The 23,685-nt window shown below is 66.3% G+C and carries 23 protein-coding genes and 1 tRNA gene; 13 read left to right on the forward strand and 11 right to left on the reverse strand.

Annotated elements, in window-relative coordinates:
- From QZ847_RS09025 to QZ847_RS09035, 3 genes are all read left to right on the forward strand, one after another.
- Positions 1-1,179, forward strand: a 1,179-nt coding sequence (locus QZ847_RS09025; RefSeq protein ID WP_294355736.1) for an MFS transporter, incomplete at its 5' end; no start/stop codon positions are given.
- On the forward strand, positions 1,176-2,096 hold the full coding sequence (cysK, locus tag QZ847_RS09030; RefSeq protein WP_294355739.1) for a cysteine synthase A: 921 nt from the start codon (positions 1,176-1,178) through the stop codon (positions 2,094-2,096). The genes QZ847_RS09025 and cysK, both read left to right, overlap by 4 nt.
- Before the next feature lie 23 nt (positions 2,097-2,119).
- On the forward strand, positions 2,120-3,463 hold the full coding sequence (locus QZ847_RS09035; protein WP_294355742.1) for a cell wall hydrolase: 1,344 nt from the start codon (positions 2,120-2,122) through the stop codon (positions 3,461-3,463).
- A 25-nt stretch (positions 3,464-3,488) separates the two neighbouring features.
- On the opposite strand, the gene QZ847_RS09040 is transcribed toward QZ847_RS09035, so the two are convergent.
- The 4 genes from QZ847_RS09040 to hisI are packed head-to-tail and all read right to left on the reverse strand — an operon-like array spanning position 3,489 to position 6,605.
- A complete protein-coding gene (locus QZ847_RS09040; protein WP_294355743.1) occupies positions 3,489-5,291 on the reverse strand; it encodes an acyl-CoA dehydrogenase C-terminal domain-containing protein in 1,803 nt (600 codons plus the stop codon).
- Position 5,292: 1 nt separating this feature from the next.
- On the reverse strand, positions 5,293-5,730 hold the full coding sequence (locus tag QZ847_RS09045) for a MerR family DNA-binding transcriptional regulator (protein ID WP_294355748.1): 438 nt from the start codon (positions 5,728-5,730) through the stop codon (positions 5,293-5,295).
- 27 nt (positions 5,731-5,757) lie between these two features.
- Positions 5,758-6,252, reverse strand: a complete 495-nt coding sequence (locus QZ847_RS09050) for a hypothetical protein (RefSeq protein WP_294355751.1) — start codon at positions 6,250-6,252, stop codon at positions 5,758-5,760.
- Complete coding sequence (hisI, locus tag QZ847_RS09055) at positions 6,249-6,605, reverse strand: phosphoribosyl-AMP cyclohydrolase (protein ID WP_294355754.1); 357 nt, start codon at positions 6,603-6,605, stop codon at positions 6,249-6,251. Before hisI ends, QZ847_RS09050 begins: the two co-directional genes overlap by 4 nt.
- A 121-nt stretch (positions 6,606-6,726) precedes the next feature.
- Between hisI and purF the strand changes: the two genes are divergently transcribed.
- Together purF and QZ847_RS09065 are read left to right on the forward strand one after the other, a co-directional pair.
- Complete coding sequence (gene purF / locus QZ847_RS09060) at positions 6,727-8,184, forward strand: amidophosphoribosyltransferase (protein WP_294355757.1); 1,458 nt, start codon at positions 6,727-6,729, stop codon at positions 8,182-8,184.
- 1 nt (position 8,185) lies between these two features.
- Positions 8,186-8,896 (forward strand): SDR family NAD(P)-dependent oxidoreductase, encoded by a 711-nt coding sequence (locus QZ847_RS09065; protein ID WP_294355760.1) that lies wholly within the window; start codon positions 8,186-8,188, stop codon positions 8,894-8,896.
- A gap of 3 nt (positions 8,897-8,899) precedes the next feature.
- Here QZ847_RS09065 and QZ847_RS09070 read toward each other — a convergent pair whose 3' ends face one another.
- From QZ847_RS09070 to QZ847_RS09080, 3 genes are read right to left on the reverse strand one after another with little or no spacing between them, the layout of a single operon-like run.
- Positions 8,900-10,111 carry a cyclopropane-fatty-acyl-phospholipid synthase family protein gene (locus QZ847_RS09070; RefSeq protein WP_294355763.1) on the reverse strand — a complete coding sequence of 404 codons (1,212 nt, stop codon included), beginning with the start codon at positions 10,109-10,111 and terminating at the stop codon, positions 8,900-8,902.
- Between the two features lie 12 nt (positions 10,112-10,123).
- Positions 10,124-11,476, reverse strand: coding sequence for a deoxyribodipyrimidine photo-lyase (locus QZ847_RS09075; protein WP_294355767.1), 1,353 nt, complete (start codon positions 11,474-11,476; stop codon positions 10,124-10,126).
- Complete coding sequence (locus tag QZ847_RS09080) at positions 11,473-12,423, reverse strand: histone deacetylase (protein WP_294355770.1); 951 nt, start codon at positions 12,421-12,423, stop codon at positions 11,473-11,475. Before QZ847_RS09080 ends, QZ847_RS09075 begins: the two co-directional genes overlap by 4 nt.
- Positions 12,424-12,484: 61 nt before the next feature.
- On the opposite strand from QZ847_RS09080, the gene QZ847_RS09085 reads away from it, so the two are divergent.
- From QZ847_RS09085 to QZ847_RS09115, 7 genes are all read left to right on the forward strand, one after another.
- On the forward strand, positions 12,485-13,495 hold the full coding sequence (locus QZ847_RS09085) for an alpha/beta hydrolase (RefSeq protein ID WP_294355772.1): 1,011 nt from the start codon (positions 12,485-12,487) through the stop codon (positions 13,493-13,495).
- 60 nt (positions 13,496-13,555) lie between these two features.
- Positions 13,556-14,035 (forward strand): RNA pyrophosphohydrolase, encoded by a 480-nt coding sequence (locus tag QZ847_RS09090; RefSeq protein ID WP_294355773.1) that lies wholly within the window; start codon positions 13,556-13,558, stop codon positions 14,033-14,035.
- Between the two features lie 73 nt (positions 14,036-14,108).
- Positions 14,109-15,002, forward strand: a complete 894-nt coding sequence (locus tag QZ847_RS09095) for a YdiY family protein (RefSeq protein ID WP_294355774.1) — start codon at positions 14,109-14,111, stop codon at positions 15,000-15,002.
- A gap of 110 nt (positions 15,003-15,112) precedes the next feature.
- Entirely contained in the window at positions 15,113-16,318 is a 1,206-nt protein-coding gene (locus QZ847_RS09100; protein ID WP_294355776.1) for a hydrolase, read from the forward strand.
- Positions 16,315-17,331, forward strand: coding sequence for an arginine N-succinyltransferase (locus tag QZ847_RS09105; RefSeq protein WP_294355780.1), 1,017 nt, complete (start codon positions 16,315-16,317; stop codon positions 17,329-17,331). The genes QZ847_RS09100 and QZ847_RS09105 overlap by 4 nt, the downstream gene beginning before the upstream one ends.
- Before the next feature lie 5 nt (positions 17,332-17,336).
- Positions 17,337-18,587, forward strand: coding sequence for an N-succinylarginine dihydrolase (locus QZ847_RS09110; RefSeq protein WP_294355782.1), 1,251 nt, complete (start codon positions 17,337-17,339; stop codon positions 18,585-18,587).
- 66 nt (positions 18,588-18,653) lie between these two features.
- Positions 18,654-18,872 carry a hypothetical protein gene (locus QZ847_RS09115; protein WP_294192952.1) on the forward strand — a complete coding sequence of 73 codons (219 nt, stop codon included), beginning with the start codon at positions 18,654-18,656 and terminating at the stop codon, positions 18,870-18,872.
- A gap of 117 nt (positions 18,873-18,989) precedes the next feature.
- On the opposite strand, the gene QZ847_RS09120 is transcribed toward QZ847_RS09115, so the two are convergent.
- Positions 18,990-19,066, reverse strand: a tRNA-Arg gene (locus tag QZ847_RS09120).
- Between the two features lie 84 nt (positions 19,067-19,150).
- Between QZ847_RS09120 and QZ847_RS09125 the strand changes: the two genes are divergently transcribed.
- The gene (locus QZ847_RS09125; RefSeq protein ID WP_294355784.1) at positions 19,151-19,666 is read left to right on the forward strand and encodes a hypothetical protein; all 516 of its coding nucleotides are present in this window, start codon (positions 19,151-19,153) and stop codon (positions 19,664-19,666) included.
- 4 nt (positions 19,667-19,670) lie between these two features.
- Here QZ847_RS09125 and QZ847_RS09130 read toward each other — a convergent pair whose 3' ends face one another.
- The 3 genes from QZ847_RS09130 to hemB all read right to left on the reverse strand — a co-directional run bounded on the left by QZ847_RS09130 (position 19,671) and on the right by hemB (position 23,500).
- Positions 19,671-21,875 (reverse strand): hypothetical protein, encoded by a 2,205-nt coding sequence (locus QZ847_RS09130; RefSeq protein ID WP_294355786.1) that lies wholly within the window; start codon positions 21,873-21,875, stop codon positions 19,671-19,673.
- A gap of 91 nt (positions 21,876-21,966) precedes the next feature.
- Positions 21,967-22,494 (reverse strand): GNAT family N-acetyltransferase, encoded by a 528-nt coding sequence (locus tag QZ847_RS09135; RefSeq protein WP_294355789.1) that lies wholly within the window; start codon positions 22,492-22,494, stop codon positions 21,967-21,969.
- A gap of 13 nt (positions 22,495-22,507) precedes the next feature.
- Positions 22,508-23,500: a porphobilinogen synthase gene (hemB, locus tag QZ847_RS09140; RefSeq protein ID WP_294355792.1), complete on the reverse strand. Its 993-nt coding sequence runs from the start codon at positions 23,498-23,500 to the stop codon at positions 22,508-22,510.
- Positions 23,501-23,685: the final 185 nt, after the last annotated feature.

Below are 23,685 nucleotides of genomic sequence, written 5' to 3' on the forward strand. Positions count from 1 at the left end.
GGCTGGCAGGTCTACGGGCTCGCGCGACAGACGATGGCGGTCGAGCAGGCAGCGTTCCTGCTCGGCATGATCGGTCTGGTGCAATTCGTGCCGCTGTTCCTGCTGACCCCCGTCGTGGGCCTCGTCGCCGACAGCGTCGATCGCCGCTGGATCGTTCGCGGCACCACCGCACTGCTGTGTACCGTCGCTGCGACGCTCGGCTACCTGACCTACACGGACGCGCTGACCTTGCCGGCCCTGTTCGGCGCCGCCGTGCTGGTCGGGGTCGCGCGTGCCTTCTCCGGTCCGGCCTATTCCGCGCTCGCGCCCAATCTGGTGCCAAAGGAAAGTCTGCCAACCGCGATCGCGATCAGCTCGATCGCGTGGCAGACGGGCACCATCGTCGGCCCGAGCGTCGGCGGATTCCTCTACGGCCTGCATCCCGATCTTGCCTACGCGGTCGTGTCGGGCATGCTCCTGCTCGCACTCGGCCTCATGTTCTTGATCGGGCGCGTGCCGCAGCCGCCGGCGCAGAGAGATCGCCGCCCCATGCAGCGTATCCTCGACGGGTTTCAGTACGTGCGGCAGAACCGTCTGGTGCTCGCCGCGATCACGCTCGACCTGTTCGCGGTCATGCTGGCGGGCGCGACCGCGCTGCTGCCGATCTACGCACGCGACATCCTGCACGTCGGCGCGACAGGTCTGGGCTTCCTTGCCGCGGGCATGGGGATCGGTGCTGCGTCGACCGCGCTCTGGTTCTCGTTCAATCCGATGAAGCGCAACGTCGGGGTCAAGATGCTGGTCGCGGTGGTCGTGTTCGGAGCGGCGATCCTGACATTTGGCATTTCCCGATCCTTCCCGCTCAGCCTTGCCGCGTTGATCGTGGCGGGAGCCGCCGACATGGTTTCGGTCTATGTCCGCACCTCGCTGATCCAGCTGCATACGCCCGACGCGATGCGTGGACGCGTCAGCGCCGTGTCGCAGCTTACCATCTCGGCGTCGAACGAGCTTGGCGAGGCGGAAAGCGGCTTTCTCGCCTCGCTGCTAGGGCCGGTCGGCGCGGTAGTGGCAGGCGCGGTTGGCGCGATCGCGATCACGCTTGTCTGGGCGCGACTTTTCCCCGAACTCAAGAACGCACGGACCTTTGACCCGCCCGAGGCGCTAGAGCCCGGACCGCAGAACGGAGGCATACAGCCATGAAGGCCAACACCATCCTCGACACGATCGGCAACACCCCGCACGTTCGCGTGCAGCGGCTGTTTCCCGACAGCGAAGTGTGGATCAAGTCGGAGCGCGGCAATCCCGGCGGCTCGGTTAAGGACCGTATCGCGCTCGCGATGATCGAGGCGGCGGAGAAGTCGGGCGAGCTGAAACCCGGCGGCACGATCATCGAGCCGACCAGCGGCAACACCGGGATCGGCTTGGCGATGGTTGCCGCGGTGAAGGGCTACAAGCTCGTGCTCGTCATGCCCGAGAGCATGTCGCTCGAGCGTCGCCGGCTTATGCTCGCCTACGGTGCAACGTTCGATCTCACCCCGCGTGAGAAGGGCATGAAGGGTGCGATCGAACGCGCGCTTGAACTGGTCGAGCAGACCGACAATGCGTGGATGCCGCAGCAATTCGAGAACCCGGCCAACGTCGACGTCCACGTCCGCACCACCGCACAGGAAATCCTGAACGATTTCCGTGACACCCCAATCGACGTCATCATCACCGGCGTTGGCACCGGCGGACACATCACCGGTGTTGCCGAGGTGTTGAAGAAGGAGTGGCCGAACCTCAAGGTGTACGCGGTCGAGCCCGCCGCCTCGCCAGTCATCGGCGGCGGTCAGCCGGGCCCGCATCCGATCCAGGGCATCGGCGCGGGTTTCATCCCGGCGAACCTGCACACGCAATTGCTCGACGGCGTGATCGAAGTCGACGCCGCGGTCGCCAAGGACATGGCGCGACGCTCCGCACGTGAGGAAGGCATGCTGGTCGGCATCTCGTCTGGCGCGACGCTCGCCGCCATCCTGCAGAAGCTGCCCGACCTGCCCGACAACGTCCGCGTGCTCGGCTTCAACTATGACACGGGCGAGCGTTACCTGTCGGTGCCGGACTTCCTACCCGAACAGTGATCGTCACATCATCGAGCGCGCAGGTGAGCCCTCGCCTGCGCGCCATCCTCTCACTTGTCGGTATTGCGGCGGTGGCCGTGCCCGCGTGGGTGGTGACACACCCGCCCGTGATACAGCACCGCCCCGCGGCGTTACGGGCGCTCGCCAAGCGCAAGGTGGTGCCCGCGACCGTGCTGCCGCCCGTCGAGCCTGTCGAACTCGTCGACCTGAGTCCGCAGGATGCAAAGGCGTTCAACGACGGCGTGCCGTTCGTCACCGGCCCGAATCCGGCCGCGCGGCCGTTCCGCATCGCCGGCGACGCCGCCAGCATCGCGCGCGCGACCGACTGCCTGGCCGCGGCAGAAATCTACGAAGCGGGCAACGACCCTGACGGACAGCGCGCGGTCGCGCAGGTGGTGCTCAACCGACTGCGCCACCCCGCCTTTCCAAAAACGGTTTGCGGCGTCGTATTCGAGGGGCAGGAGCGCGTCACCGGCTGCCAGTTCACCTTCACCTGCGACGGTGCGCTGACACGCTGGACACCCAGCGAGACGATGCTCCGCGAAGCCCGCGGGCGCGCCGCGCAGGCGCTGAGCGGGCGCGTGTACAAGCCGGTCGGCTATTCGACGCACTACCACACCGACTGGGTGGTGCCGTACTGGCAGTCGAGCCTCGACAAGGTCGCAGCCGTCCACAGCCACCTGTTCTTTCGCTGGGCCGGTTGGTGGGGGACGCCGCCCGCGTTCAACCGCAGCGTCGCCTCGGTCGAGCCGAGCATCCCGAAGCTCGCAGCGATTTCCGACGCACACCGGCAGGCCGGCGCGATCGACGAGGCGGAAGACGCGCTCGCCGCGGCGATGCCGCTGTTCGCCGACCTGCCCGCCGGCGCGCAGCCGGCCGCCGGTCCCCTGCCGCTCGCGCAACCCGGCGCGTTGAAGCCGGTGGCGGAGGATGCCGACACGTTCCTGGTCGTCATCGACCCGCGACAGGCCGACGCGCTGCCGGCGCTGGCGCAGCGTGCCTGCGGCGATCGCCCGCGCTGCAAGCTGATGGGCTGGGCCGACGCGCGGCTCGTCCCCGCATCGGCGACGATCGCGCCGCAGCAATATGCCACGATGGGGTTCAGCTACCTGCGCGACCGCGCCAGCGGCTTCGACCGTGCCTTGTGGAATTGCGGCCAGTTCAAGCGCGTCGATCCGGCGCAGTGCATGCGCGGGCGCGGGGCGTTGACCGCGGTACCGGTCAGCCGCGCCGCGTCAGAAGACGTCACCCCGCCACGTGGCCCCGCGGCGCTCCCCGGTGTGCGTCGCGGCTCTGCGCCGACAGCGGCACCGACGCCATCGGCAGTGAAGGCCGATGCCGCAGCAGGCCAAACCGCCGTTCAGTGACAGGCACTGGACGGCGGTAACACCCTCAGGCTGCCGCAAACATCTCGACCGGCAGCGCCATGATCGCCTCGGCCCCGCCCTCGATCTTGCGGCGCAGTGCACCGGCCTCGGGCAGGACGCGTTCGGCGAAATAGCGCGCGGTCACCAGCTTGGCGTCGAGGAAGGCTGCATCGCCCTCGCCCGCGGCCTTCAACCGCGCCGCCGCCGACGCCATACGCAGCCACATCAGCCCAACCGAGACGATGCCGACCAGGTGCATGTAGGGCACAGCGCCCGCGCCGATGTTGTTGGGGTTCTTCATGCCGTTGGCCATGAACCACATCGTAGCACCCTGGAGCTCGCCCGCGGCCTTCTCCAGCCGCGCAGCGAAGTCGGCGGTCGCCTCGTCCTGCTTGCCCGCGGCGATCTCCTCGGTCACCATCTTGCCGAACGCCATCACCGCGCGGCCACCGTTCTGCGCGAGCTTGCGTCCCGCGAGGTCCATCGCCTGCACGCCATTCGTGCCCTCGTAGATCTGCGCGATCCGCGCGTCGCGGACGTACTGCTCCATCCCCCATTCCTGAATGTAGCCGTGTCCGCCGTAGACCTGCTGCGCGTTGGTCGCGATCTCGTAGCCCTTGTCTGTACCAACGCCCTTGATGACTGGAGTCAGCAGCCCGATCAGATCGCCGGCGAGCTGGCGCTCCTCCTCGCTCTCCGCATTGTGCTCGAGATCGACCTGCAGCGCGCCCCACAGACACAGTGCACGCAGCCCCTCGATCCACGCCTTCGCATCCATCAGCATGCGACGCACGTCGGGGTGGACGAACAAGGTATCGGCCTTCTCGTTCGGTTCGGCCGGGCCGGTCAGCGCACGGCCCTGACGGCGGTCCTTCGCGTACTGCACCGCATTCTGGTACGCCGTCTCCGCGACGCCCAGCCCCTGCAGGCCGACACCAAGGCGCGCCGCGTTCATCATGATGAACATCGCCGCCAAGCCCTTCATCTCCTCGCCAACCAGCCAGCCGGTCGCCCCGTCATAGTTCATGACGCAGGTGGCGTTGCCGTGGATGCCCATCTTGTGCTCGATCGAGCCGCACGAGATCGCGTTGTGCTCACCCAACGAGCCGTCGTCGTTTACCAGCACCTTGGGCACGACGAACAGCGAGATGCCCTTCGACGTGTCGGGCGCGCCCGGCGTCTTGGCGAGCACGAGGTGGATGATGTTGTCGGTCAGGTCGTGCTCGCCCGCCGAGATGAAGATTTTCGTGCCGGTGATCTGATAGCTGCCGTCCGCCTGCGGCTCGGCGCGCGTGCGGATCAGCCCCAGATCCGTGCCGCACTGCGGCTCGGTCAGGTTCATGGTACCGCCCCACTCGCCCGAGATCATCCGCGGCAGGTACTTTTCCTGCTGCTCGGGGCTGCCCTTAACGACCAGCGCGGCGATCGCGCCGTGCGCGAGGCCGGGATACATCGCGAACGCCATGTTGGCGCTGATCATATATTCCTGGAACGCCGTCGAGACGACGTGCGGCATGCCCTGCCCGCCGAACGCCTCCGGCGCGCTGAGCGTACCCCAGCCCGATTCGACGAACTTGTCGTAGGCTTCCTTGAAGCCCTTGGGCGTCGTGACCGAACCGTCCTCGTGACGCGTGCAACCCTCCAAGTCGCCTGACTGGTTGAGCGGGAACAGCACCTCGGCAACGAAGCGGCCACCCTCTTCCAGCACCGCATCGACCGTGTCGGGCGTTGCGGCGGCAAAGCCAGCCACGTTGGCGTAGCGGTCGAGCCCGACGACATGCTCCAGCACGAAGCGCGTGTCGCGGACGGGGGGCGTATATTGCGGCATGTCAGGCTTCCTTGGTCAGATCGGGTATCGGATGAGAGGTCTCGATCACCGCGACGAACTCCTCGAGCTCAAGGATCGCGGCGTCGATGTCGGTGCGCTGCGCCTGCAGCGTCGCGATGCGTTCGCGGCAGCGCTCGATCGTGATCGCACGCTGCGCGCGGCGACCATCGCCCAGATCGTAGAGATCGATCATCTGCCGGATGTCGGCGAGGCTGAACCCCACGCGCTTGCCGCGCAGGATCCAGGCGAGTCGCGCACGGTCACGCTGCGAGTAGATGCGCGCGAGCCCGCGCCGCTCCGGGCTGATCAGCCCCTCATCCTCGTAGAATCGCAACGCGCGCGGCGTGATGCCGAACTCGGTCGACAGGTCGGAGATGCTGAACTGCTCGCGGTCATCGCGCGGCGGAACGACGGCATGGGCAACAGCGCTCATGGTCATCCTCCCTACCTTCCCTTTACGTGAACGTCAACCGCCGCAGAGCGGCTTGCCATCCGACCCCGCGACCCGCGTCGCCTCCGACACGCTCTCGCTCAACCGCGTCGCGGACAATGCGGCAAGCGTCGCACGACCCTCGCACATCGTGTCGCACGCACCCGGCAACACGGCGGGAAACGCAATCGTGTCGCCGTCGAGCGAGGCGACGAACTCGCACCCGCCGCTCATCCGCACATCCAGCTTATCGCGCCCGCGCGCGGTGCCGCGACCCGCGCAACGTTGCTGCTCGCCGAGATCGACCGACGCCCCGACGCGGTACTGCCCCTCGCCTTGCGGCACCACGCACACCTTGTCCTCGCCACTGCCGTACACGCCGGTTGGCACCACCCGTGAAGGATCGGGCACCATGCCGCTCGCGCGTGCTGCGCGTTCGAGCGCCGCACCCGCACCGCTTTCCTGCTCGGTCGCGGGTTGCCGCCCACACGCGCACAGCAGCAGGATTACGGCGATGGCAGTTTGCTTCATCCAACCCGCTCGAGCACGTCACCGGAAACGCGACGGTAGAAGCAGCTTGTCGCACCGGTGTGACAGGCAGGTCCTGCGGGCTCGACGATCAACCACAACGCGTCCTGATCGCAGTCGACGCGCATCTCAATCACGCGCATGACGTTGCCCGAGGTCTCGCCTTTCTTCCACAGTCGCCCGCGGCTGCGCGACCAGAACGTCGCCTCGCCGCTCGCATGCGTCGCCGCAATCGCCTCCGCATTCATATGCGCCACCATCAGCAGCGCACCGATGCGGTCGCTCACCACCGCTGTGACAAGTCCATTCGCGTCGAACCTTGGTTGAAATGTCGTGCCCTGCTCTCGATCGTCCATGCCCAAGCGATAGCGTCGTTCGACGCTAGGCGACAGGGCGGCGGTGTAGGATGACATTCCCGCGACAACCGCTATATGCGGCCGCGCACCCCGCGAGCCCCCTAACGCGAGCTTCAGCCCCATGCTGACCACACATCCGTTCGACGACGACCATCTGCACGAGGAGTGCGGCATATTCGGTGTGTCGCAGACCGAAGGCGCCGCGGCACTGGTGGCACTCGGTCTCCACGCGCTTCAGCATCGCGGGCAGGAAGCCGCCGGGATCACCACCTTCGACGGCGCGATGTTCCACACGCACCGCGCGATGGGTCACGTGGCGGGCAACTTCGACCGCGACGACGTAATCCGCTCGCTGCCGGGCCAGGTCGCCTGCGGGCACGTCCGCTACTCGACCACTGGAGAGACCGCGCTGCGCAATGTGCAGCCGCTTTATGCCGAGCTGTCGTCGGGCGGGTTCGCGATCGCGCACAATGGCAATCTGTCGAACGCGATGAAGCTCCGCCGCGAACTGGTACGGCGCGGCTCGATCTTCCAATCGACCTCCGACACTGAGACGATCATCCACCTCGTCGCGACGTCCAGCTATCGCACATTGCTCGACCGCTTCATCGATGCGTTGAAGCAGATCGAGGGCGCCTATGCGCTGATCGTGATGACGCCCGAAGGGATGATCGCGTGTCGCGACCCGCTCGGCATCCGCCCGCTGGTGATGGGGAAGCTCGACGACGCAATCATCTTTGCCTCCGAATCGGTCGCGCTCGACGTTGTCGGCGCGGAGTTCGTGCGCGAAGTCGAGCCCGGCGAACTTGTCATCGTACAGGGTAGTGAGACACGCTCGGTGCATCCGTTCGCGCCACTGTCGCCGCGTCCGTGCATCTTCGAGTGGGTGTATTTCTCCCGCCCCGATTCGATCGTCGATGATCAATCAATCTATTCGGTGCGCAAGAACATCGGCGCGCAGCTCGCGATCGAGGCGCCGGTCGAGGCCGATCTCGTCATCCCCGTGCCCGATTCCGGCGTGCCCGCAGCGATCGGCTACGCGCAGGAAAGCGGCCTTCCCTTCGAGCTCGGGATCATCCGCTCGCACTATGTCGGGCGCACCTTCATCCAGCCAGGTGACAAGGTTCGCCATCTGGGCGTGAAGCTCAAGCACAACGCCAATCGTGCGCTGATCAAAGGCAAGCGCGTCGTGCTGATCGACGATTCGATCGTGCGCGGAACGACCAGCCTCAAGATCGTGCAAATGATGCGCGAGGCAGGCGCGGCCGAGGTGCACATGCGGATCGCCTCTCCGCCGACGCGACACTCGTGCTTCTACGGCGTCGACACGCCCGAACGTGCCAAGCTGCTCGCCGCAAAGCACGACTTGGGAGGCATGACCGACTTCATTCACGCCGACAGTCTGGCCTTCGTCTCGATCGACGGGCTCTACAAAGCGCTTGGCGAGACGCATCGCGCCGACATTCGCCCGAAGTACTGCGATGCCTGCTTCACCGGCGATTACCCCACCAGCCTGACCGATCACGACGACACGACGGCGGTCGATCAATTCGCGCTACTGGCAGAACGAGTGAACTGATTTGACCAAAGGACTGGAAGGCAAGCTCGCGCTGGTGACTGGCGCGAGCCGCGGTATTGGTGCGGCCACTGCGATCGGGCTGGCGGCAGAAGGCGCGCACGTGGTCATCACCGCGCGCACCGCGAAGGACCTGGAAGGGGTCGAGGAGCGCATCTTCGACGCGGGCGGATCGGCGACGATTGCGCCGCTCGACCTGACGCAGACCGACTCGATCGCGCGGCTGGCGACGGCCGTGGCGGACCGGTGGGACGCGCTCGACGTGTTGGTGCTGAACGCAGGGATGCTCGGGCAGCTCGCCGCGGTGCCGGCGATCGATCCCAAGGAGTTGGCGCAGGTTCTGACGCTCAACGTATCGGCGCAGGTCGCGATGATCCAGGCGTTCGACCCATTGCTGCGTCGATCAGAGGGTGCGCGGGTAATCGGCGTCACCTCGTCGGTCGGCGCCAAGCCGCGCGCCTATTGGGGCGCGTATGGAGCGTCTAAGGCCGCGTTCGACACGATGCTCGGCGCTTACGGCGACGAGATGGTCGAAGTCAGCAAGGTGCGCACCGCAATCCTCGACCCCGGCGCCACGCGCACCAAGATGCGCGCGCGCGCCTATCCTGGTGAGGACCCCGCCTCGGTCAAGCCGCCCGAGGTAGTGGCGAATCGGATCGTCCGGCTGGCGATCGACGGTTTCCCTGCCGGTCACCGCGAGCGCGTAGAGGCGTGACGCTCACCGTTTGACCAGCGTCACCTGCGCGACGTCGATCCCGCCGCCGCGAAAGCCGCCCTCGCAGTACATCAGGTAGAACCGCCACAGCCGCTGAAATCGCGCGTCGAACCGTGGCGGCAGACGGCCTTCTCGCGCGGCCGCGTCGAATCGGTCGCGCCACTGCCGCAGCGTCTCGGCATAGTCGAGCCCGAAGGCGTGTCGGTCGTGCCATTCCAGCCCGTTCGCCTCCGCGATGCGGCGGAAGCGCGATTCCGACAGCAATAATCCGCCCGGAAAAACGTAGCGCTGGATGAAATCGACACCGCCGGCGTAGGAGTCGAACACGTCGTCGGCGATCGAGATGTACTGGATCGCCGCGCACCCGCCGGGCTTTAGCACGCGCGCGATCGTCTGCAGATAGGCCGGCCAGTACGCCTCGCCCACTGCCTCGACCATCTCGATGCTCGCGACTGCGTCGAATGTACCGGTCACGTCGCGATAGTCTGTCAGCGACACGGCAACGCCGGGCAGCGCGCGCGCCGCAACATGCTCCTTCTGCTCGGTCGACAGCGTCAGCGCGTGAACGTGGACGCCGGCCGCCGCTGCAGTCGCGGCGAACGAGCCCCAGCCGCAGCCGATCTCCAGCACCCGCTCGCCCGCCTTTGCCGCCGTCCGGTCGAGGATCACGTCGAGCTTGCGCTGCTGGGCCTCAGCCAGCGGTTCGTCTGCCTGGGCGAAGATCGCCGACGAATAGGTCAGCGTCTCGTCCAGCCATTCGCGGTAGAAATCGTTGCCAAGGTCGTAATGCGCGGCGATGTTGCGACGTGCGCCGCGGCGATCGTTGCGCCGCACTGCGTGAAACACCCGCGCGGCAAGCTTCGCCCCACGCTTGGCCCGCGCGGTGTCGCCCAGTGCGACGCGGTTGCGCATGAACAGATCGAAGATCGGCACTAGGTTGGGGCTCGACCAGTCGCCTGCTTCCCAGCCCTCGTACCAGCCGATCGACCCTGCCGACACGAGCCGCCACAGCGCACGCCAGCGGCGTACCGAAACGATCGCGACCGGACCGTCGGCACGCCCGCCGAGCAATCGGTGCGTGCCGTCGGGCAGCGTCGCCTCGATCGCGCCTTCGACCAGCCCGGCATCGATGCGATCGAGGATGCGGTGAAATACGGGCGCGCTCAGCCCGGAAAAGCGGCCCGCGCGCGAAGGCTGTCGAACGGAAGCGTCCATAGGACGCGGCGGTTATCGCAACCGTGCCGCTGCCGCCAGTGCACGTTCGCGTGCCTCGCGGTGGCCGATGATCTTGGCCGGGTAATCGTGGGGACGGCATCCCGCAGCCTCGGGATCGTGGATGGCCGCGTCGGGCACGTCGGCGAGTTCGGGGACCCAGCGGCGGATGTAGTCGCCGGCGTCGAACTTCTCCGATTGCGTCAGCGGCGCCATGACGCGCGAGAACATGTTGGCGTCGACGCCGGTGCCCGCGACCCACTGCCAGTTGACCGAATTGTTCCCGTAATCGGCGTCGACCAGGCAGTCCCAGAACCAGCGCTCACCCTCGCGCCAGTCGATCAGCAGATGCTTGATCAGGAAACTGGCGGTGATCATGCGCAGCCGGTTATGCATCCAGCCGCTGGTCCACAGCTGCCGCATGCCCGCGTCGACGATCGGGTAACCGGTACGGCCACGCTGCCACGCGCGCAGGTCTGCCTTCGCCTGCTTGCCCGTCCGCCAGTGCAGGGCATCGTACTTCGAACGACCGTTCTTGTCGGCGTAGTCGGGCAGCGCCAACACGACGCCGTCGGTGAAGTCGCGCCACGCCAGCTCCTTCTGGAACTTGACCGCGTCGGGATGATCGCTGACCGCGTGCCACACCTCGCGCGCGGAGATCTCGCCAAAGTGAAGGTGCGGCGAGAGCATCGACGTACCCTCCTCGGCAGGCAGGTTACGCAGCGCCTCGTATCGGTCGACGCGCTTGGCGAAGGCACGCGCCTTCTTTCGCGCTTCTTCCTCGCCCGGCGTGCCGTCGAAATCGACCGCCCAGTCGGGCTTGGTCGGCAACAGGTCTAGGTCGGCGAGCTTGAGCGAGGTCGGCCATTTCGTCGGCGCCTCGATCTTGCGCGGTGCGGCGACGGGCTGCTCGGGCGGCAGGAACGACTGCAACGCCTTCCAAAACGACGAGTAGATGCGGAACGGCTTGCCCCCACCGGTGCGAACGTCCTCGATCCGGGTCAGGTGGTTGCCATCGTGCAGGCACAATCGTTCGCCCAGCGACTCCTCGATCTTGCGCCACCAAGGTTCGTAGTGTCGGACCGCGTGCACCTGCGTCGCGCCGCTTTCTTCCAGCACATCGCGCAGCACCTCGTCCACGCGGCCACGGCGAATGATCAATCGACTTCCATGCTTGCGCAAGCTGGCGTCAAGTGAGGCGAGGCTCGCGTGGAGCCACCAGCGTTGCGCGCCGCCAATCCGCCAGTCGCCCGGCGTGTCGTCATCGAGAATGTAGAGCGGAATGACTGCGCCGTCCGCCGCTGCTGCACGCAACGCGGGCTGGTCGTGGAGGCGAAGGTCTTGGCGGAACCACAGGATGTTCGTCACACCGCGACTACGCCGGCCCCTCCGTTCTGTTCCGCACCCGCAACATCCGCATCAGCCAGCGCCGCACCGAGCGTCAGGATGACGCGGACATGGCGCGCAGCGATCGCCATCACATCATCACCGTAGCCTCCGCCGACGGTGCAGGCGACCGGCAGCGCACGCGCCGCGGCCAGCCGCGCGATCAGGCGTTCGCGCCCGACCAGCCCCTCTTCGCTCAACGACAGGCGACCAAGGCGATCGCCAGCGAACGGATCGACCCCGCCCTGATAGAGGATCAGATCGGGGCAGTGCGTGTCGAGGAAACCCGACAGCGTCGCCTCCAGCGTGTGGAGATATTCGTCGTCGCCGATCCCGTCGGCGAGCGCGACGTCGAGCGTCGATTGCGCCTTTCGCACCGGGAAATTCTTCGCCGCGTGGATCGAATAGGTCGCGATCTGCGGATGGCCTGCGGTCAGGGCAGCGGTTCCGTCACCCTGGTGCACGTCGCAGTCCACCACGGCTACCCGGTCGACGCGGCCCTCTCCGATCAGACGATGCGCCGCAATCGCCAGATCGTTGAAGACACAGTAACCCGCGCCCGTATCGGCAAGCGCGTGATGGCTCCCGCCCGCGGTGTTGGCCGCGAACCCGCGTCGAAGCGCGAGCAGCGCAGCAAGGTAGGTGCCGCCGGGCACGACGGCGGCGCGACGCGCGACACTTGAGGTGATTGGAAAGCCGGTGCGCCGTTCCTTCTCGCGCGGTACCTGCGCGGACAGCACCTCGGCGACGTAATCGGGGTCGTGCACCGCCTCGAGCCACTCGCGCGGCATCGCCTCGGGTTCGTGCCAGTCGATGCGATCGCCATACTCCCGCAGCAGGTCACGGATCGCACCGTTCTTGCCCCATCGATAGGTGCTGCGCGCCGGCGCCTCGGTGACGTAATCGGGATGGTGGACGACCGCGATCATGCAGCTAAGATAGGTTGCAAAGAACGACGCGCCACATCGGCGCGACCACAGGAGAGCGTACGTGACCGACACGACCATCGATCGTCCCGCCCAGACCGACAGCAAGCCGTTCGTCCGGCCCGACGTGCGTAACTTCCTCGACTACCTGAACAGTATACCCGGACCCAAGATGCACCAGCAGACGCCCAGCGAGGCGCGTGCGGTGTTCTACGCGATGAAGGACATCGCCGATCCGCCGGTCGGCGTGCTGGCGACGATCCGCGACGTGTCGATCACGATCGAAGGCGGCAGCATTGCCGCCCGATTGTTCGACGCGCGTGAGACGCGTGAACCCGGTCCCGTCGTGGTCTTCTTTCACGGCGGCGGGTTCGTGATCGGCAACACCGACACGCACGCGAGCTTCGCCGCCGAGATGGCGCGGCAGCTCGACCTGCCAGTCGTCTCGGTCGATTACCGTCTGGCTCCGGAGGCGAAATGGCCGGCGGCACCCGACGATTGCGAGGCGGCGGCGCGCTGGGTCGCCTCTAGCCCTACCGACCTCGGCCGCACTGCCACCGCGTTGGTCCTGTCGGGCGACAGTGCCGGCGGTACGTTGACGATCACGACCGCGATTGCGCTCCGTGACGAACCCGCAGCCGTGCCGGTGATCGTGCAGGCGCCGATCTATCCCGCCGCCGACATGATGAAGGAATATCCGTCCTTCAACGACTTCGCCGACGGCTTCCTGCTGACACGCGACGGCATGATGTGGTTCGGCGAGCATTACGCGCCCGATCCTGAGCACGCGAAGGCTTCGCCGATGAACGGGTCGCTCGCCGGATTGCCGCCCGCGGTCATCATCACCGCCAGCCTCGATCCGATCCGCGACCAGGGACGAGCCTATGCCGCCGCCCTGATCCAGGCGGGCGTACCCGTCACCTTTCGCGAGGCGAGCGGCAACATCCACGGCTTTATCACCTTGCGTCAGGCGGTGCCGTCGAGCGCGGGCGATGTCGCGGCCTACCTCACGGCGGTTAAGGGTGCGATCAACGAAGCGGAGGGGCAGCGCGCGAGGGCGCAGGCAGCGACCTGACGCTGGCTTCGTGCGCTCGGGCGATGGAGTCAGCGCGCGCACGCTGATAGGGGAGCTGCCATGACCGACCCCTCCTCGCTTCCCTATCGCCCGTGCGCCGGCGTCATGCTGGTCAACCATGAAGGCCGCGTGTTCGTCGGCCAGCGGATCGATAACACGCTGGAGGCATGGCAGATGCCGCAGGGCGGGATCGATCCGGGCGAGGACGCGCACGCGGCGGCTGTTCGAGAACTGCGTGAGGAAACCGGGATCGACGCCGACAAGGTGTCGCTGATTGCCGAAGCAGCTCACGAACTGTTCTATGACCTTCCCTCCGACCTCGTCGGCAAGGTGTGGAAGGGCAGGTATCGCGGGCAGCGGCAGCGCTGGTTCCTGTTCCGCTTCAATGGGCAGGACAGCGATGTCCGCATCGACACCCCGCACCCGGAGTTCCGCGCCTGGCGCTGGGCCGATCCGGCCGACCTGCCGCGCCTGATCGTGCCGTTCAAGCGCAAGCTGTACGAGGATGTGCTCGCCGCCTTCGCGGATCATCTGAACTGAGCTTCGCTTCGTCGCGGCCACGTTTCACCGCGGGTTTAAGGGCTTCCGCGGCCCGACTAGGAACGCGTGCTCCATGATCGCAGCGCTGCTTATCTCGACCGTTGCCGTCGCGGCGGATGCGCCCGATCCGATGGCGATCCCGCCGACGATCCGAGCCATGCTCGACGCCGCGATGGCGTCGGGCGACGAGAATGCGGTCAACACAATCGTCAAATACGCTCGCGTCGCCGACCCGGCATCGGGTGATGCGTCGCTCAAGCTGGCGAGCGAGTGGAAGGAGGTTCGCGCGCGCGAACGCAACGAGCGATTGCGCGAAGCTACCGCGCTCGAACTCTGGACCGGACGGATCGAGGCCGGCGGTTTCGCCTCCACCGGCAACACGCAGGTGGCCGGGATCACCGGTGCCGCCAATTTGCAGCGCGAGAGCCTGAACTGGCGGCACAAGTTGCGGCTGCAGGCCGATTACCAGCGCAACGCCGGCGTCACCAGCCGCGAGCATTACCTCGCCGCCTACGAGCCCAATTGGAAGATCGACGATCGGCTGTACCTCTACGGCAGCGCGCAGTTCGAGGCCGACCGCTTCTTCGGCTATCGGCAGCGCTATTCGGCATCGACCGGCGCCGGGTACAATGCGCTGCGCTCGCCGTCGCTGACGCTGGATGTCGAGCTCGGACCCGCGTTCCGCTATACCAGCTTCACCGATGGGCGGCTGCAAAGCAGTCCGGCAGCGCGCGGCAGCCTCGATCTCGCGTGGAAGCTGTCGTCGGGCGTGACCGTGAAGCAGAACGCGTCCGGTTATGCCGAGCGGTTCAACAGCACCGTGAGCAGCAACACGGCCCTCGCCGCCAAGCTGATCGGCCCTTTGTCGGCGCAGGTATCCTACACCGTCCAATATGAGAGCGCACCGCCGGAAGGGCGTGTGTCGACAGACACCACCAGTCGCGCATCGCTGGTGTACAGTTTCTAACCTGTCTGCATCTCGCTCAATAACTCTCTGAAGATACTCCGACGCGATCAGCTGCCGATGCAAATCTGACGAAGGTCGCAATTGTGACTTGTTCGCGCTAGGCTGTCGAAGTGACGAAAGATGACCAAACGCACCAAGCGCTGATTGGCTGGATCGATCCGCCGGCGATACTCGCGCGGACGCGGGCGTGGAGCGAGATCAACAGCGGCACACGCAATCTCCGCGGATTGTCGCACGTCGCCGGGCTGCTGGCAGACGCATTCTCTGCGCTGCCGGGCGAGGTGGCGCTGGTCGACGGCGACACGGCCGAGAGTGTCGCCGCGGACGGTTCGGTCATGCCTCTGGAACATGGCCAGCATTTGCGGCTGATCGTGCGTCCAGACGCACCGGTGCAGATGCTGTTTACCGGTCACATGGACACGGTCTACCCGGCCGATCACGCGTTTCAGCATTTGACGTGGCGCGACGACAACACGCTGAACGGCCCCGGCGTCGCCGATATGAAGGGCGGCCTGTCAGTCATGCTGGAGGCGTTGCGCGTTTTCGAGGCGACGGCCACTTCTACGCTCGGCTACGAGGTCGTCATCAATTCGGACGAGGAAACGGGGTCGTTCTCCTCCGCACGACTGATCGCGGAAGCGGCGCGCGGCAAGCATGCGGCGTTGACCTACGAACCCGCGCTGCCCGACGGCACGCTCGCCGGCGCGCGCGGCGGTACCGGCAACTTCTCGATCGTCGTGCGCGGACGGGCGGCCCACGCCGGGCGCAATCCGGGCGACGGCCGCAATGCCGTGGTCGCGGCGAGCGAGATCGCGCTCAGGCTCCACGACGCGCGCGCACCGCGACTGGCGGTCAATCCGGCGCGGATCGACGGCGGCGGGCCCAACAACGTCGTCCCCGATCTGGCGATCCTGCGCGTCAACTTTCGCCCCGGCGACACGAGCGAAATCGAGCGAGCACGCCGCCTGATCGACGAGGTCACCAGCGACGCCGCGGCTCGGCACGACGTTCAGGTCGAGGTGCACGGCAGCTTCAATCGTCCGCCCAAGCCGATCGACGAAGCCGCGGCGCGCCTGTTCGCGCTGGTGAAGAACGCCGGCGCCGCGCTCGACCTCGACATCGCCTGGCGTGACACCGGCGGCGTGTGCGACGGCAACAATATCGCTGCGGCGGGCGTGCCGGTGGTGGACACGATGGGGGTGCGCGGCGGCGCGATCCACTCGTCGGACGAATATCTTCTGGTCGACAGCCTGGCCGAGCGCGCGGCGCTCTCCGCCCTGACCATCAAACGGATTGCCGAAGGAGCCCTTCTTTGACGTTTGTCGTTCGTCCCGCGACTGAGGCCGACCTGCCGCACCTGTATGAAATGGCGAAGCTGACCGGCGGCGGCTTCACCAACCTGCCCCCTGATCGCAAGGCGCTATCGGCGAAACTCGCCCGCAGCCGCGAGGCGTTCGGGCGTAAGGGTGGGCCGATGGCGGACGAGCTGTTCGTGCTCGTTCTGGAAAACACCGCCACGCACGAGGTCCGCGGCACCTGTCAGCTGTTCACGATGGTCGGCCAGCAACACCCCTTCTACAGCTATCGCATCGGCACGCTGACACAGCACAGTCGCGAGCTCGACCGGACGTTTCGTGCCGAAATGCTGACGCTGGCGACCGATCTCGAAGGATCGAGCGAGGTCGGCGGCTTGTTCCTTCACCCGGGCGAGCGTGCGGGCGGGCTTGGCATGCTGCTGGCGCGGGCGCGCTACCTATTCATTGCGGCGCACCGCGCACGCTTCGCGCCGCGCATTCTGGCAGAACTGCGCGGGATCATTGACGAGGCCGGCGGATCGCCGTTCTGGGACGGTCTCGCGGGACGCTTTTTCGGCATGAATTTTCAAGCTGCGGACGAGTTCAACGCGATCAACGGTCACCAGTTCATCGCCGATCTGATGCCCAAGCATCCGGTCTATACCGCGATGCTGTCCGACAGCGCGCGCGCCGCGATCGGCATGCCGCATCCGAGTGGGCGCGCAGCGATGCGGATGCTGGAGAACGAAGGCTTCGCGTTTGAAAACTACGTCGACATCTTCGACGGTGGCCCGACCATGACCGCGCGCACCGACGCAGTACGCAGCATCCGCGACGCTCGGCAGGCGCGTGTCGTGGCGCTGGATGGCGATGGCGGCGAGCAGGCGCTGATCGCGACCGGTACGCTCGGGGACTTCCGCTGCGCATACGGCAACGTGCGCGAGTGCGGCGACGGCGTGATCCTTGCGCGATCGTGTGCCGACATCCTGGGGATCGGGGAAGATGCGGTGATCAGCCACGTCGGACGGCTGTGAACAACATGCGCGAGATCAATTTCGACGGCATCATCGGCCCGACGCACAATTATGCGGGGCTGAGCCCCGGCAATCTCGCCGCCACGCACAACGCGGGGGCGGTCGCACACCCGCGCGCCGCGGCGTTGCAGGGCATCGCGAAGATGCGCGCCAATCTCTCGCTCGGCCTCGTTCAGGGCGTGCTGCTGCCGCATCGCCGCCCCGACCACCGTTGGCTATCCGCGCTGCACACTGACTATGCAGCGGCCGAACCGCATCTGAAGGCACGCGCGTTGTCCGCGTCGGCGATGTGGGCGGCGAACGCGGCGACCGTCTCCCCCGCTCCCGATTGCACCGACGGGCGTTGCCACTTGAGCGTTGCTAATCTGGTGACGATGCCGCACCGCAGTCACGAGTGGTCGGAAACGCTGGCGCAGCTTCGGCTCGCCTTCGCGCACCCTGCCTTTCGCGTTCACGCCCCCGTCCCGCCTCCGTTCGGTGACGAGGGCGCGGCGAATCACATGCGCCTGGCGCCAGCGCATGACGCGGATGGTATAGAGATTTTCGTCTACGGTGTAACCGGAGGACCATTTCCCGCGCGACAACATCTCGAGGCAAGCCGCGCGGTCGCGCGCGCCCACACCCTGGACCCTGCACGAACGCTGTTCGTCGAACAGTCGAGCGCGGCGATCACTGCCGGCGCGTTCCACAATGACGTCGTCGCCGTCGCCAACGAACGAACGCTTTTCGCGCACGAGCAGGCGTTTGCTGATCGCGACGGCTTCTACGCGCAACTGCGCGCGATCATGCCTAGGGTCGAGATCGTCGAGGTACCGGCTTCAGCCGTCAGCTTGGCGGACGCGATCGGCTCCTACCTGTTCAACGCTCAGCTGGTGAGCACGCCGGGCGGCGATCAGACGCTGATCGTGCCGCAGGAGGCACGCGAAAACCCGCGAGTTTGGAACTGGTTGCAACAGCATGTGGCGGGCATTGGGCCCATTCGCCGGGTCAAGGTGGTCGACGTACGCGAATCGATGTCCAACGGGGGTGGCCCCGCGTGCCTTCGTCTGCGCGTCGTCTGTGATCCAGCCACGGTTGATCGTCGCTTCCTCGTCGACGACGCGCGTCTCGACCTCATTGCGGACGTGGTGACCCGCTACTGGCCCGAGACGATCGGGCCCGAGCAAATCGGCGACCCCGCCTTGATCGCGCAGGTCGAGCGGGCACGCGAGGCGCTGCTCCAGGCGCTCGACCTTGTCGAGTTACTTAACAGTTAACCAAGCTCGGTAACGCCGGAGTGGCTGAAATCAGCCGCTGGCCCGTGTTTTGCGTAATGTTTCGTCATGTGGAGCCGCATCGCACGCCTGTTCGTCATCAAGACCAAGTTCGAGGCTTTCTTGGTCATCTACGGGCTTGGCTGCGGTGCGGTCGAGCGCGGTATGCACTACCGCGCGCTCTACCCGGGTACGCAAGGATGGGTGCTATTCGGTGCGTGCACGATTGCCGTCTTCATGGCAGGCGCGAAGATCATCGAGGCGGTTGAACGAAGCGCGAGCGATTAGCATCGGCCCGTCTAAGTATTCATCGCATTTGTCTTGAACAAGAAAAAGCCGGGTCATTGCTGACCCGGCTTCATCCACCCAGATGGTGGTTTCTCCACACACTCTCCCGAAGAAGAGTGGCGCGCCCGGAACGATTCGAACGTCCGACCCTCAGATTCGTAGTCTGATGCTCTATCCAGCTGAGCTACGGGCGCCCTGTGGAGGCGCGCTGATACGAGGGCTTTTCTGATCGCGCAAGTCCGTTGCGCACTTTTCCCGAAGAATTTATCGCGAGCATCATGCCGCCTCATCCCGCACGTCTCCCACTGCTGCTCTGCGCGGCGCTCACCTCGCTCTCCAGCTGCGCCGTGCCGGAGGGACCCTTCCCCTCGCTCGCGCCGCGTGCCGTGGAAAAGCTGGGGTTCGCCGAGCCGGCTGCGCCGCCGCCTGCCACAGTCGCACCCGATTCCGCCTTAGACGCACGATTGGCCGACAATGCACGTGAGCGGTTAGAAGCGGCGAAGGCGTTCGATGCCGGCGCGAACCGTGCCGAGCGACTGGCGCGCTCAGCGCGCGGCGCGAAGGCGGGCAGCGAACCCTGGCTCGATGCACAGACTGCGCTTGCAGAGCTGGACGCCTTGCGGGCGCGGCATCAGGATGCGCTGGGCGTGCTCGAAGATCTCGCTTCTTCACGTGCGCAGGCGCTGCAGCCGGCCTATCCGGCGCTGGAAACCGCCTTGCAGGCGGCGCGCGCCATCAGTGCGTCACAAACGCGGCGCATCGACGCGATCGCTGCCAGCCTCGCGCCGGCGTGACGCGTCAGAAGCGCAGCAGCGGCAGGATCGAGCCGTAATCGTCGGTCCAGGGATGAAATCCGTCCCGCGGGCGAATAGCTTTCCAGCTCGGGTCGCGGCTCCTCACCGCGTCGTACACTGCCTGATCGCGGGTCATCATGATCCACGACGACTTGCTGGCGTCCTCCTCGAACGGATCGGGCGTGAAATTGAGGATCGCGGCATGCCATCCGCGCGCCTGCGCAGCCGCGGCGACGACTGGCACCAGGTCGAGGTAGCGATTGGACACGTGCACCGCCAACACGCCGCGGTACGCCAACACGCGACCATAGGTGTCGAACGCTTCCAGCGTCAGCAGGTGCATCGGCACCGCATCGGACGAAAAGGCGTCGAGCGCGAGCACGTCGAGTGAGGTGCTCGGCTCGCGTGACAGGCTCACCCGTGCGTCGCCGATCACTAGGCTCGCGCTTGGCGCGCAACGCCGCAGAAAGGTGAAGTGGCCTCCGGTGGCGATCCTCACCATCGCGGGATCGATCTCGTAGAACCGCCAACGCTGACCCGGCTGGCGGTAACAGGCAAGCGTCCCCGTTCCCAACCCGACGACCCCTACCCGCCCCGCATCTCCGTAGAGAATGGGCGCGAGCTGCATCAGCTGGCCGATGCCGGAGCCGGGCACGTAATAGGTCGTCGGCGTCCGCTCACGCGCCATACTGCCGGCCAGCTGTACACCGTGCACGGTGGTGCCGTGAACCAGCGTACGTCGCCGCGGTGCCTCGGCGAGCGTGTAAACGCCGAAATAGCTGCGCACGCGCGCGCCCGGCTCGAGCGAGAGCGCCAGTGATTGCAGGCCGCCGAATAGCAGTAGACCCGACACGAGCACGCCGACGAACACCGCGCGTCGGCCGACGCTGATGATGCCAAAAATGGCAACAGCCAGGAACGACACGCCGAGGTAGCGTCCCTCGTCCGAGCCGCCGAGTTCACGCGCGCTCAGGACGATGAGCGTGATCAACACGACCGCGATCAATGCCGGCAGCACGTAGCGACTTCGGCGCGCGAACCACAGCCGGGCGATCTGCTGCGCTAGGAAGGTCTGCGGCATCAGCACACCCGTCGCGATGATCAGGATCGGGTATTCCCACGTCCAATCGAAGACGATCGGCGCAATCAGCCCGGCGAACACGCCGCCAAGCGCCCCGCCTGTCGACATCGCGAGATAGAAGCCGGTCAGATGCTGCGGGTTCGGGCGCAGGCGGTACAATCGTGTATGCAGCGCGACGGAGGCGACGAACAGGACTGCGGCGGCGACCACCAGCGCCAGTGGTGAGGCATTGGTGAAGCCGCCCATCAACATGCCGCCGAACACGACCAACGTAATCGGCGCATAGCGCGTGATCGCGTCCGCGGCGGTGCGATCCGTGGCGAAGGCGATCGAGAAGCTGAGCAGGTAGAGCGCGAGCGGAAGCACCCACAACAGCGGCATCGCCAGCAGATCGGTGCTGATGAAGGTGCTGGTTGCGAGCATCAGGCCGGAGGGCACTAGGCCAAGTACCATCCACGTCAGCCATCGCCCGACTTGCCAGCCTTGGCGCGTGTCGGGTGCGATTGCGACGTCATCCGGGCGCCCGGCTGTGCGCGGCAGCAGCCGCGTACACGCCAGCACCAGCACGATCAGCACGATGTACCCTGCACTCCACAACCATCGCTGCGACGGCACGGTCAGCAACGGCTCGACCAGCAACGGAAAGGCAAGCAGCCCGGCGAAGCTGCCGAGGTTCGAGGCCGCATAAAGTGCGTAGGGATCCTCGTCCGAGTGCGACAACGCGAACCAGCGCTGGACCAAGGGTGCCTGCGCCGACACCGCAAAGAACAAGGGTCCGATCGAAACCGCGAACAGGTATGGCACCCATAGCGCGGGTTCGGCGCTCGCGGGCATCGCACGCGCGGCCAGTCCAATCGGTAGAAAGGTCGCTGCCGTGATGAGCACACCCAGGTGAACCATCCCCTGCCGCCGCGCGCTCAACCGCCCGAGCAGATGCGCGTATGCGTAGCCGCCCAGCAGCAACGCCTGATATACCAGCATCGCCGAGTTCCAGACCGCTGCGGCGCCGCCCAGACGCGGCAGCGCGATGCGCGCGATCATCGGCTGGACAAGGAACAGCAGGAACGAGCCGGTCAGGATCGTGGCGACGAACAGCCAACGCCGGCCCCGCGCAGGATCAGCCATCATGCGACCGCTCAGATGCCCGACGCGATCACGTGCACGGCGGAGCTCGGGCTTTCAAAACCGATTGCGGCGGCGCAACCGCGGCACAGCTCGATCATGCTTCGGAGCGATCCAGCACGTAGACGACCGCATCAGCGCGCGGATCATCGGGCGCGAACTTGTCATGACGGAAATCAAGCGCTGGCTTATGGATCATGCCGAGGCGATCCATCACGCTCCGGCTCTTCTCGTTGCACCCTGCCGTGATCGCAACAACTCGCGGCGCAGCGGTATTGCGCCATCCCCAGTCGAGAACCGCGCGCATGGCTTCCAGCGCGTAACCCTGCCGCCAGTGCGCCCGCGCAATCATCCAACCGGCCTCCAGATCGTTTGCGACTGGGGTATCGTCGCCGGCAATCTTCAACCCGCAAAAACCGATCACCGCATTGTCGGCGCGGCGAACGACGGATTGGAATCCTAGATCTGGGCCATAGGACGCATGACGCGCGAGCGCGGCGTCACTCTGCTCGGCCGTCTTCACCGGACCCAAATCCTTCATCGCGACCGGATCTGCCCACATCGCGTACAGCGCGGGACGGTCGGCAGGTTGCGGCGTGCGCAGAATCAGCCGTTCGGTTACCAACATCGCATCCGCCTCATCGAGCGAGCAGCCGGGCGACGTGGAGAGCGTGGTAGGTCAGCACGCCCGAACACCCCGCGCGCTTGAACGCCAGCAGCGTTTCCAGCACCATCGCATCGCGGTCCGCAGCGCCCGCGGCTACCGCGGCTTCGATCATCGCGTACTCGCCCGACACCTGATAGGCGAAGACAGGCACCGCGAAGGCGTCCTTCACCTCGCGCACGATGTCGAGGTATGGCAGCCCGGGCTTGACCATCACGCTATCTGCGCCCTCTGCCAGGTCGAGCGCCACTTCGCGTAGTGCCTCTTCGCGGTTGGCCGGGTTCATCTGATAGGTCGTCTTATCGCCTTTCAGCAATCCGCGACTTCCGACCGCGTCACGAAATGGGCCGTAGAAGGCGGAGGCATATTTGGCGGCGTACGCCATGATCTGTACGTTGACGTGCCCGCCGCCTTCCAGCGCCTCGCGGATCAGCCCGACGCGGCCATCCATCATGTCTGATGGCGCAATGATGTCAGCGCCCGCTTTCGCCTGGTTGAGCGACTGACCGATCAGCAGCTCGATCGTGCGATCGTTGAGCACATAGCCCGCATCGTCGACGATTCCGTCGTGACCATGCGCGGTGTACGGATCGAGCGCGACATCGGTCAGGACGCCGATGTCGGGCACCGCCTGTTTGATCGCACGGATCGCCCGGCACATCAGGTTATCGGGGTTGAGCGCCTCGGCCCCATCATCGCTGCGTCGTTCTTTTTGGGTGTTCGGAAACAACGCGAGGCACGTGATGCCGAGATCGCGCGCCTCTTTCGCACGTGCGACGATCTGATCGACCGACCAGCGCGACACGCCCGGCAAGGTCGCGATCGGCTCCTCGACCTCCTCGCCTTCGGTGACGAACAGCGGCCAGATCAGATCGGCCGGTGTCAGCACGTTTTCGGCATGTAGCCGGCGGCTCCATGCAGTGGCGCGGGTACGACGGAGGCGAAGCGCAGGATAAGGGGCATGCATCGGTGCCATGTCGGCCATGCCCGGTGCCGGTGCAAGTATTTGCCCGCTCGCAGACGTCACGGAAGCGAAAGCGAAGCCGGGGCGTTCAACGTTCCATGACACATACGCGCATCGCGTCCGCTGCCCTGATCGTGAACGCCAAATCGCGCCGCGGCCAAAAACTGTTCGCGCGTGCCTGCAAGGAA

This window comes from uncultured Sphingomonas sp. (assembly GCF_913778135.1).
Lineage (GTDB): Bacteria > Pseudomonadota > Alphaproteobacteria > Sphingomonadales > Sphingomonadaceae > Sphingomonas.